Annotated in this window: 11 protein-coding genes; 2 read left to right on the top strand and 9 right to left on the bottom strand. The window is 61.6% G+C overall.

Annotated elements, in window-relative coordinates:
- Window positions 1–126 precede the first annotated feature (126 nt).
- The 7 genes from DH10_RS38280 to DH10_RS24100 form a co-directional block, all read right to left on the bottom strand.
- The gene (locus DH10_RS38280; protein WP_192385439.1) at window positions 127–489 is read right to left on the bottom strand and encodes a PfkB family carbohydrate kinase; all 363 of its coding nucleotides are present in this window, start codon (window positions 487–489) and stop codon (window positions 127–129) included.
- A gap of 264 nt (window positions 490–753) precedes the next feature.
- A complete protein-coding gene (locus DH10_RS24125; RefSeq protein WP_192385433.1) occupies window positions 754–1,986 on the bottom strand; it encodes an ABC transporter substrate-binding protein in 1,233 nt (410 codons plus the stop codon).
- 10 nt (window positions 1,987–1,996) lie between these two features.
- Window positions 1,997–2,983, bottom strand: a complete 987-nt coding sequence (locus DH10_RS24120; RefSeq protein WP_192385432.1) for a branched-chain amino acid ABC transporter permease — start codon at window positions 2,981–2,983, stop codon at window positions 1,997–1,999.
- Window positions 2,980–3,849, bottom strand: a complete 870-nt coding sequence (locus DH10_RS24115) for a branched-chain amino acid ABC transporter permease (protein WP_343221615.1) — start codon at window positions 3,847–3,849, stop codon at window positions 2,980–2,982. Before DH10_RS24115 ends, DH10_RS24120 begins: the two co-directional genes overlap by 4 nt.
- Window positions 3,850–3,857: 8 nt before the next feature.
- The gene (locus DH10_RS24110; RefSeq protein WP_192385430.1) at window positions 3,858–4,181 is read right to left on the bottom strand and encodes a hypothetical protein; all 324 of its coding nucleotides are present in this window, start codon (window positions 4,179–4,181) and stop codon (window positions 3,858–3,860) included.
- Complete coding sequence (locus tag DH10_RS24105) at window positions 4,147–4,857, bottom strand: ATP-binding cassette domain-containing protein (protein WP_192385429.1); 711 nt, start codon at window positions 4,855–4,857, stop codon at window positions 4,147–4,149. Before DH10_RS24105 ends, DH10_RS24110 begins: the two co-directional genes overlap by 35 nt.
- Window positions 4,854–5,642: an ATP-binding cassette domain-containing protein gene (locus DH10_RS24100; RefSeq protein WP_192385428.1), complete on the bottom strand. Its 789-nt coding sequence runs from the start codon at window positions 5,640–5,642 to the stop codon at window positions 4,854–4,856. Before DH10_RS24100 ends, DH10_RS24105 begins: the two co-directional genes overlap by 4 nt.
- 362 nt (window positions 5,643–6,004) lie before the next feature.
- On the opposite strand from DH10_RS24100, the gene DH10_RS24095 reads away from it, so the two are divergent.
- Both DH10_RS24095 and DH10_RS24090 read left to right on the top strand, forming a co-directional pair.
- Window positions 6,005–6,832 (top strand): hypothetical protein, encoded by an 828-nt coding sequence (locus tag DH10_RS24095; protein WP_192385427.1) that lies wholly within the window; start codon window positions 6,005–6,007, stop codon window positions 6,830–6,832.
- Between the two features lie 41 nt (window positions 6,833–6,873).
- Window positions 6,874–7,467 carry a YceI family protein gene (locus tag DH10_RS24090; protein ID WP_192385426.1) on the top strand — a complete coding sequence of 198 codons (594 nt, stop codon included), beginning with the start codon at window positions 6,874–6,876 and terminating at the stop codon, window positions 7,465–7,467.
- A 209-nt stretch (window positions 7,468–7,676) separates the two neighbouring features.
- On the opposite strand, the gene DH10_RS24085 is transcribed toward DH10_RS24090, so the two are convergent.
- Window positions 7,677–8,513, bottom strand: coding sequence for a methylenetetrahydrofolate reductase (locus DH10_RS24085; protein WP_192385438.1), 837 nt, complete (start codon window positions 8,511–8,513; stop codon window positions 7,677–7,679).
- A 76-nt stretch (window positions 8,514–8,589) separates the two neighbouring features.
- Window positions 8,590–9,438 (bottom strand): formyltetrahydrofolate deformylase, encoded by an 849-nt coding sequence (gene purU, locus DH10_RS24080; protein ID WP_192385425.1) that lies wholly within the window; start codon window positions 9,436–9,438, stop codon window positions 8,590–8,592.
- Window positions 9,439–9,586 lie beyond the last annotated feature (148 nt).

Genomic DNA, 9,586 nt, shown 5'->3' with positions numbered 1-9,586 from the left:
AGGCAGGCGGTGACAATCGGGCGGTTACAAATGCTCGGTCGTCAATGGCATATGTGCGATGCTCGTGACGCTTACGATCGCGGTGCAGAGCATGTAGGACTGCTCAGGAGCCCGCGCCTCAACAGCTCAGAAAGTCAGGTTTGGGAATCCCCGAAGCGATAAGGGCACCCCGAACTTGAATTGCGGCCGCTGCAGCAGCGTGCGCCTTTTTGACGGCGCTTTCTTCGGTGCCAGCAAGCAGTCGGGCGGCGGGTAGCCACCATTAAACGCATCATCCGCCCCGGTCGTATCAAGGGGAATATCGACAATTTCTGCGGGTATCTTTACTCTCATTCTCCCTGTGTGGAGATGGGCCGGATCGGAGCCACATTTGACGACAATTTCGGAAACGCCTGCATTCAGGCATCGTTCGATAGTCGCCGAAGGATCAGAATCACCCAATAGCTCGCACTCGTCGCTGAAGTTGGCAAAGCAATGTCCGCAATGCAGAGCGCGCTTAGGATGTTCTGTCGAGCCTCCTCAGTGCTCAGCCAAAGACGTTTCACCCTCTCGAGCCCGGCCGATCTCATTCAGTACTGATTCGCGGTCGGCCGGCGCGAGTATTGCAAGGCTAATTCCGGAAAAATAGATCAGGTTCCGCTCACTCAGGCCTGTTGCGGAGCGCCTCGGGATCGTCCGCAAGACGCTCTGCTGCCGAGCCTTCCCGCCAATATGTGAAGCTGCGTTCATACCTATCCTATTCCGGTCGGTTGTTTACTCTTCGGTCTTGCCCTCGAAATCCAGAAGCTTCCCAACCGGAACATATTTCTGGCCGTCGAACTGGTAGAGCTGCAGGGCTTCGATCGGGAAGACGTCGGAGCCGGCTTTGGTGTTCAGCTTGATCCCATCCAGCAGCAGCGGATTGTCCCACTTCTGGATGTTGAAGACGGCCTCCAGGAGCGCAGCACGGGTCGGCTTCTTCATCTCTTCAAGCGCCTTCACGAGGGCATCACCGGTCGCATAGCCGACCTGTCCGATCGTGTTGGCGAAGACGAAGTTGACCTTGGCCGCGGCGATGTCGGTCAGATACTCGTCGATGCCGGCATCACCGGTCTTTTCCGGGCTGACGATTGGTTTCAGGAAGTTTGAGGTAATGATGCCCTTGGCGTTGTCCAGTCCCACCGCCTGCAGGATCGGATAGGCCGAGGAAAGATTGGTGACGAGCGTCAACGGCTTCCAGCCGCTTTCGGCCTGGAAGCGGATCGCTTCGCCACCCTGCTGTGGCGCGGCGATGATAACCAGCGTATCGGCACCCGAGGCCTTGAGTGCGGTGAGCTGCGTTTCCACGGTCGGATCCTGCGAGGTCACGGGCTGCCGATCGACGACCTTAACGCCGGAGCCTTCGATGGCCTTGTCGAAGGCCTTCATGAAGGTCTCGCCAGTCTCGGTGTTGAGGTAGAGGATCGCGACCTTAGCCCCGGGCTTGTTGTCCTTGAGATAGGTGGCAAAGGACGTCGCCTCGGTCGAGAACGCCGGGACGAACCCGATCTCCTCATGCGGCGCGTTCAGCTTATGGACGCCCGAATACATGAAGACATTCGGAACTTTCCGCTGCTCGATATAGCGCCCGATGGCGACATTGTTCGGCGTGGCAGCCGTGCCGACAAGGGCGAAGACTTTATCCTGCTCGACCATCTCGCGCACGTTGGCGAGCGTGCGCTGCGGATCGAGCATGTCGTCCTTGATCACCAGCTCGATCTTGCGTGTCTTGCCATCGGACATCTTGACGCCACCCATGGCATTGGCCGCCTCGACGCGGGCGCGGATGCCTTCTGCGACCGCGCCGACGACGGCAACCGGCCCGGTGAGTGGACCGGTGATGCCGATCTTGACGGTGCTGTCGGTGATGCCTGGTGTCTGGTCCGCTCTCGCCGAGGCGGCGCCGACGGCCAGTGCAAACACAGCTGCCGTTAGAAGCATTTTGGGCATGCGAAGACTTGGTCTCATAACTTCCTCCCTAGTTTGCCGATTGTCCGGCTTTGCCGTTGGGGTTCGACCGCGTCGTCAACGCAGCGGTGAGTCTATCCACCAGGCCTGCCACTCCACCGCGCGCCAAAAGCATGATGCCGATCAGTGCCAGCGCGTAGATGACGTTGCCGAGTGCGAGATTGATGTTGGACGTCCATGTCGGGACAAAAGTTATGAACAGCCCGCCGACGAATGCGCCGACAATGCTCGTCGAGCCGCCGACGATGCTCCCGATCACGATCGTGATCGAAAGTGGAGCGAGAAAGGACTGCGGACTGATGAAGCCGTTGAGGATGGCGAAAACGCCGCCGGCAAGTCCGGCGAGCGCCGAGCTGATGGCGAACGCCCAGAGCTTGGTCTTCGTCAGGTTGACGCCGAGGGCCTCGGCGATTTGGGAACTGTCGCGTTGGGCGCGCAGCGCGCGGCCGACATCGCCGAAGAGAACGAGGCGCACGATCATCGCCGCGACGCAGGCGCATCCCAGCGACACCAGGTAGAGCCAAAGCTCGGAGTAATCGGCCAGGAACGCGGGCGGCTCCAGGGAGTCGATCGGCAAGCCGGAGACGCCGCCCGTCCAGGTGCCGAGCTTCAACAGAAGTTGCGGAAACGCAGCAGCGACACCAAACGTGATGATGGCGAGCTGCAGTCCCTGCAAGCGCAAGGCCGGAAGGCCGACAACGAGGCCGGCCAGCGCGGTGACGGCGGCTGCTGCCGGCAGGGTCGCCAGTGGGTGGACGCCGTAGGTCGCATTCAAAATGGCGGTGACGTAGGCGCCGATGCCGAACAGCGTTCCTTGAGCGAGGCAGATCTGTCCGGCAAAACCCATAAGCAGGTTAAGCCCCAGGATGGCGATGGCGTAGGAGATCGCGATGCTCACCTGTTGCAACTGAAAGCCCGACAGGCAGACCGGCAGAAGCGCGGCAACCAGTAGAAAACCGACGATTGTCGCGGCCGTGCGCACAACGCTGTTCCTCATAGCTTCGTGACCTTCTGCGAGCCGAACAGACCGACGGGCTTAACCAGCAGGACGAAGAGGGTAAGGACGATCGGAACCGCGATGCGCATGTCTGCCCCGAGAAAGCCGACATAGTTGGCGCCAAGGCTCTCGCTGACGCCCACAAGCAGGCCTCCGGCCACCGCGCCGAGCGGACTGTCCCAGCCCCCCACGGTTGCCGCGGCGAGGCCGTAAAAGAGTATCGGGGTCATCATGGTCGGGCTCAGAAACAGCCGGGGCGCGACAAGCACGGCCGCGACCGTCCCGATCACCGCGGCGAAACCCCAGCCGAGCATGAGCATGCGCTCGACATTGACGCCGACCAGAACGCTGCGGACGCGATCGAAAGCCGCGGCCCGCATGGAGAGCCCCAGCCTCGTGAAGGCGAAGAGGCATCCGATGACCGCAGCCAGGACAATGAGCATCAGCAGGGTTCCAGCCGACGACGCCAGGATCCGCACGTCACCAAGGCTGAAGCTGCCTTCGGGAAACAGGCTGGGGAACGGCTTCTGTTCGGCGCCCCACAGCCAGGTCACCATCGCCTGGAAGAGCACGAACATGCCGAGCGTGACGACCACGGTCGCCTCGACAGGCGCCGCCAGGAGCGGGCGGATAAAAAGCCGAAACGTCAAGACTCCCAGCAAAAAGGAACAGGCCAGGCCGATCGCGATGGAAAGCCATAAGGGCAGACCCCACAGGCAAAGCTGCCACGTGAAGTATGCGGAGAAGGTCGCCATTTCGCCTTGACCGAAATTGACGACGTTGGTGGCGCGAAAGATCAAAACCAGCGCAAGCGCAAGGGCCGAATAGATGGCGCCGGTGGCGAGGCCGCTGACGATGATTTGCACAAAAAGCGTCAAGCCCAGCCCCCCAACTGCAAGGCCGGGGCCTCTGACCTCTGCGCCCTGGCACCGAGGGCTTTGGCCGAACCGGTCTTGGCGGATAATGACGGTTTGGTGGAGGGGACGACGATCAGGAACGGCAGTCCGGCCGTGTCGTGAATGTCGATGAAAGATGCTTGAGCGAGCTGGTCTGTCGGCGCGTGTTTTGCGGAGCGTGAGATCAGCACGAGGGCAACGATCAGCACGGCATAGGTGCCGCTTGGAGCAATGCCGCACACAATAAGTTGGTGTAGCGCCGTCACACTAGTCCCCGAGGTAAGATTTTTGGATGTGCTCATCAGCAAGTATCGCGCTGGCTGAGCCTTCAGACACGATATGCCCGGCCTCGATGACATAGGCGCGGTCGGCAAACTTGAGGGACAAGTCGGCATTTTGCTCCACCACCAGGAGCGTCATTCCATCGGTGTCGCGCAGTTCCTTGAAGATCGCGAATATTTCGCGCGTGATGACAGGCGCGAGGCCCAGGGACGGCTCGTCACACAGCAGCAGCTTCGGCCGGGACATCAGAGCCCGTGCCACCGCGAGCATCTGTTGCTCGCCACCGCTGAGGTTGCCGGCCAGTTGGGAGCGTCGTTCGCGCAGCCGTGGGAAGCGGTCGTACCACCGCTCCTTGTCCCGTCGGACCCGGCGACTGTCGGAGACAATCGTGGCGCCCAGCGTCAGGTTTTCGTCGACTGTGAATTCGGTGAAAGTGCCTCTGCCCTGAGGGATCTGCGCTATTCCGCATTGCAGGCGCCGTTCCGGCGCCATCTTTTGCAGATCGCTTCCCCCATAGGCAATCTCGCCGGACGAGCGGATCGTGCCCGAAAGGGCGCGCAGCAGGGTGGTTTTTCCCGCTCCATTGGCGCCGAGCAGGACGACGAACTCGTTTTCCCCGATGCCGAGCGTGCAGTCAAAAAGCGCGCGCACCTTGCCGTATCCGGCCGAGAGATTTCGGATATCGAGAAGCGTCACTCGCTCCTCCCGAGGTAGGCGGCAATAACAGCTTCGTTGGTTCTGATTTCCTTGGGGCGCCCGGATGCGAGATTTCGACCGAGGTGGAACACATGAATCCGGTCGCAAAGGCTCATAACCAGGCCCATGTGATGCTCTATCAGGAGGATCGAAAGTTTGCGGCTATGCCGGATCGTAGTGATGAGCTTGCCGAATTCGCTGACCTCGCCATGGGTCAGTCCGCCCGCCGGCTCGTCGAGCAGCAGGAGCCTGGGTTCGGCCGCGAGGGCGCGCGCTATCTCCATCCGCTTTTGCAAGGGATAGGGCAGGGAGTCCGCGCGCGCAGCCGACAAGGCTGACATTCCCAGCTCTTCGAGAATTGCTTCGGCTTGCCGGCGGACGGCCTTCTCTTCGGCCCATGCGCCGACGGGGTTGAGAAGAGCACGCACGAACTTTCCGCCCATCTTGTGGTGCGCGCCGAGCATTACGTTTTCGAGGACGCTCAGCGAGCCGTAGACGCCGACGTTTTGAAACGTCCGCGCGATCCCGAGGCCAATAATGTCGCGTACGGCCGCGTCGGAGATGGTTCGGCCCGACAGCTGGATGGAGCCGCGCTGAGGACGGGTCAAACAGGTGATTGCATTCAGGAAGGTGGTCTTGCCTGCGCCGTTGGGGCCGATCAAGCCGCAAATCTCTCCGTCGCCAACGTCGAGCGAGACGTTGTCGAGCGCCTGCACGCCTCCGAAGCGGACCGATACGCCGTTCGCCGCGAGCACGGGCAGATAGGCGCCGATGTGTTCTTGCACAGCCCGCACTCCTCCCAGCGCGTCGTGGACGCGGCCGGTTTAGCGGCCTCTCCACTTTAAGATACCAAACAGTATTTGAAGTCTGATACGTATGTCAACTAACTTCGCCGTCCCTGCCGTCACAATTCGAGGCGGCGGCGAGCGGCCGGTTTGCGGATTGACAAAGCACACCAGATACGTTTTGGTATTTGAAATCTAATCGGTATCCAGAAGGAACCGATTACGGAGAACTCAGACCGGGGAGGACGGTGTGACTTCATCCTGCCAGAAGGGGCCGCAATGACTGCCGGCGCCCGGTATTTTGTCGAAGTCAGTGGTGTCTCGACGTGATCGGCGTTGCCCGATCGCCGCAGGAAGCGGTCATGCTGGCGACTGCGATTTGCGGCGTTGTGCTCTTCGGCCTGACCGCCTTGATGCGCTGGGCGCGCGTCGACCGACGCTGGTACGATCCGCTGATCCCGCTCGGCTTCTTCCTGTCTTACTGGCTGACCTACAATCGGCTTCCATCCTTCCCGCCGGTCGGCGCCGTCAACAAGGTGTTCTACATCGCGGCAGTAGGATCCGTTCTGGGCTTGGCAGCGGAATGGGCAGGCAGCCGCGCGCTTGGGCTGTTGCTGCTGGCGGCAATGCCGCTCGCATCAGCCGCCTACATCGGCGACAAGATAGTCCTGGCACAGCCATTCGACCTGGTGGTCGCCGCTCTGGCGGGAGCGGCAGTTCTCTACGCGTTGTATCGCGAGGCGCAGTTTCCCGATGAGGGATCAAATCTGCGCCCAGCCGTAATGCTCGCGGTGGCCAGTGCCGGTTTTGCTCCAATTGCCTTCTTGGGGGCTTCGTCTTCCAGCCTGCAATTGTCCCTCGGCGTTGCCTTTGCGATTGCCGGTGTCGTGTTTTGGCACCTGCTCAGGCCCAACTACCGCTTCGGATGGGGGTCCTTGATTGGCGGGGCCGGGGGCATGATCGCGGTGGCGCAAACCGTCGCGCTGATCACCCGCAAGATCGACCTTCTCGCTCTCGCGATGCTCTCCCTGGTTTTCCTGGTCCCTTCGATCTGTCGCGGAATCCTCGACCATCTCGGAAAGTCCAACCGGGCTGTCGCCACGTTGGTGTTCGCGGGACTCTGCCTGGTACCGGCCGTCGCCGCGGTCGCAGTCACGCTGTCGCGCAACGGTTTCAGCCTTCCGATGTGAATGAGCTCTTCAACCCGCGTATCAACAATGGAGGACGGAACATGAACTACAAACTTAAAACAGCGTTGCTCGCTGCGGCGCTCGCATCGGCACCGATCGGCCTGGGAGCGGCCAGAGCGCAACCGATCACCTTTGATATAGATCCGGTGCATTCAGGCATCGTGTTCTTTATCAATCACCTGGGATTCTCAAACGTCATCGGCGTTGCCAGAGAATTCTCCGGAGAGTTCACCTTCGACAAGGATGCGCCGGAAGCCAGCAAACTGCAGGCAAAGGTCAAGGTGTCCAGTATTTCCACCAACAATTCCCAGCGCGATGGCGACATCCAGGGCGCCGACTGGTTCAATGCCACCGAGTTTCCGGAGATCACCTTCGTCGGCACCAAATTTACCAAGTCAGGCGACAAGCAGGGCTCCATCACGGGCGATCTCACCATCGCTGGTGTGACCAAGCCGGTGACGCTCGATGTGACCTTCAACGGCCAGGGCAAGAACCCTTGGGACGGCAGCCTTGAAGCCGGCTTCAGCGCGACCACGAAGTTGAATCGCAGCGACTTCGGCATGACAGCCAACATTCCCCTGATCGGGGATGAAGTCACGCTGCGCATTGAAACGGAGGGGCGCGGCCGCAGCTGATGGCTATGCTCCCGGTTTGGCCTGCAAGCCGCCCACGGACGTCCGCACGGATGCCCGCTGGCTACAGCCGGGCAGCGCCGGTAGGCGGCACCTTCTATCAGGCTCTCGCGCCGCGACGCTCGCCCGCGCAGCGGCACGAGGCGACCATGGCGCGCCGCTGGTCGGCGCGCCATGAAGCGGGCACGGCTCTTCAGAGGCGGGCTACGAGCTCAAGCTATCGATGAGCGGTCGTCGGCATCGGCGCTTTGCCACGAGCCGCGCTCGTAGAGCCATCTGGCCGTATTCTTGATGCCGCCGAACGGAAAGACATGGAGCTGCGCAATCGCCGAACCCGGCTTTGCCCGCAAATGGTCTTCGATCGGGCCGACGAAGCTCTCCGGCGAGTGGCTGGTGGCAAGCGCGGCAAGTGAACCGCTGCGCTTTTTCAGAAAATTCAGCGAGTTGCCGACGCCGCACAACGCCGCATATTTCAGCAAGGTCGTGATCTTGGCCGGACCGGCAACCCCAAGGTGGACGGGCAGGTCCAATCCGAAAGCTGCGAGCCCGTCTGCCCAGGCGATGAATTTGTCCGCATCGAAGCCAAATTGGGTGACGATGCGCATCCTTGCTCCGCTGCGCTCGGCCCAGGCGCTCTTCATGCGAAGTGCTGCAATCGCCGCCTCCTCGCCAAAGTCGCGACTGACTTCCGGATGGCCGGCCATGCCGACCTCGGTGATGCCGTACTTGTCGACGAAACCGGTAGCAAGCACGTCAATGGAAGAGGAAAACGAGCCCGCTGGCGCTGCTACGTCCCCGCCGATGATAAGCACATCGCGAACGCCGGCTTCCTCCGCGAGGGCCTTCAGCCGCGCCTCCAGCGTCTCGCGCGTTGTCAGCCGACGGGCGGCTATATGGGGAACGGCTGTGTAGCCAAGGTCCCTGACGCGTCGGGCAGCTTTGGCCAGCGTCGGCGTGTCCGCCAGGCCAATGTCGGTGATGTAGATCCGGACCCCCGGCGGCAACAGGCCCGGCAAGTCAGGGGAGTCGATCACCTGGCTTGGCGCCATCTCGATCGAGGCGTCGATGGAGGAGGGGCGGATGTTCTCGAGACGTATGATCTTTTCCACGCGTGTGGCTCCAGTGTTAGGCGAAGACGACGGTCTTGCGTCCGTTCAGCAAGACCCGGTCTTGAAGGTGGAAGGCGACCGCGCGGGCCAATACGCGGCGTTCGATGTCCCGGCCCTTGCGAACAAGGTCATCGGGAGTGTCGGCATGGGTCACATGCTCGACGTCCTGGGCGATGATCGGGCCCTCGTCCAAGTCTTCGGTGACGTAATGCGCCGTTGCTCCGATCATCTTCACGCCACGCTCGTGCGCCTGATGATAGGGCTTGGCGCCCTTGAATCCCGGCAGGAAGGAATGGTGGATGTTGATGCAGCGACCAGAGAGGTACGCTGAGAAGTCGTCAGACAGGATCTGCATGTAGCGGGCGAGAACGATGAGCTCGGCCCCGCTATCCTCGATCACGCGCTTGATTTGCGCTTCCTGGGCGGCCTTCGTCTCATGGGTGATCGGGAACTGATGGAAGGGAATGGTATCGTCGGGGGAGAGGTTCAGGGCGTCTCGCGGATGGTTGGAGACGATGGCGACAACCTGCATGGGCAACTCGCCCAGCCGTTGGCGGTAGAGCAGGTCAACCAGGCAATGGTCGAACTTCGAGACAAGCAGCAGAACCTTGCGTGGCAGGTTCTGGGGCCGCAAGGTCCATTGCAGGCCGAAGCGCTTGACTTCTTCGGAGAAGCGGCCGGCGAGATCGTCCAGGGGTGAAGGCAAATCGAACGCCACCCTCATGAAGAACCGGTCCGTCTCGGGGTCGTCGAATTGCTGGGCCGCGGTGATGTTGCCGCCATGCGCGGCCAAACGGCTGGCAACGCCGGCGACGATGCCCGGCCGGTTCTTGCATTGCAGGGTAAGCAGATAGGACTTTTTCATACCCGGTCTCCGGGTTTGACGGCCGAGCTGAACGGCAAGGCGGTCTCTTGCGTCGCAGCGCGACACCGGCGGGGTTAGCCCCGACAGTCTTGGCTGCGGACGGCTTATGAAGGGGGAGGGCGGCCATGCAGCCGCCCTCTGTTCGGAT

It is taken from the genome of Mesorhizobium silamurunense (genome assembly GCF_014843825.1).
Classification (GTDB): domain Bacteria; phylum Pseudomonadota; class Alphaproteobacteria; order Rhizobiales; family Rhizobiaceae; genus Mesorhizobium; species Mesorhizobium silamurunense.
This window is presented reverse-complemented; position numbering and strand designations above follow the sequence as displayed.

Coding starts and splice junctions, on each gene's coding strand:
- DH10_RS24110 (WP_192385430.1), bottom strand. CDS start 4,181: ATGAGCACATCCAAAAATCTTACCTCGGGGACTAGTGTGACGGCGCTA.
- purU (WP_192385425.1), bottom strand. CDS start 9,438: ATGAAAAAGTCCTATCTGCTTACCCTGCAATGCAAGAACCGGCCGGGC.
- DH10_RS24120 (WP_192385432.1), bottom strand. CDS start 2,983: ATGAGGAACAGCGTTGTGCGCACGGCCGCGACAATCGTCGGTTTTCTA.
- DH10_RS24085 (WP_192385438.1), bottom strand. CDS start 8,513: ATGGCGCCAAGCCAGGTGATCGACTCCCCTGACTTGCCGGGCCTGTTG.
- DH10_RS24095 (WP_192385427.1), top strand. CDS start 6,005: ATGCTGGCGACTGCGATTTGCGGCGTTGTGCTCTTCGGCCTGACCGCC.
- DH10_RS24090 (WP_192385426.1), top strand. CDS start 6,874: ATGAACTACAAACTTAAAACAGCGTTGCTCGCTGCGGCGCTCGCATCG.
- DH10_RS24125 (WP_192385433.1), bottom strand. CDS start 1,986: ATGAGACCAAGTCTTCGCATGCCCAAAATGCTTCTAACGGCAGCTGTG.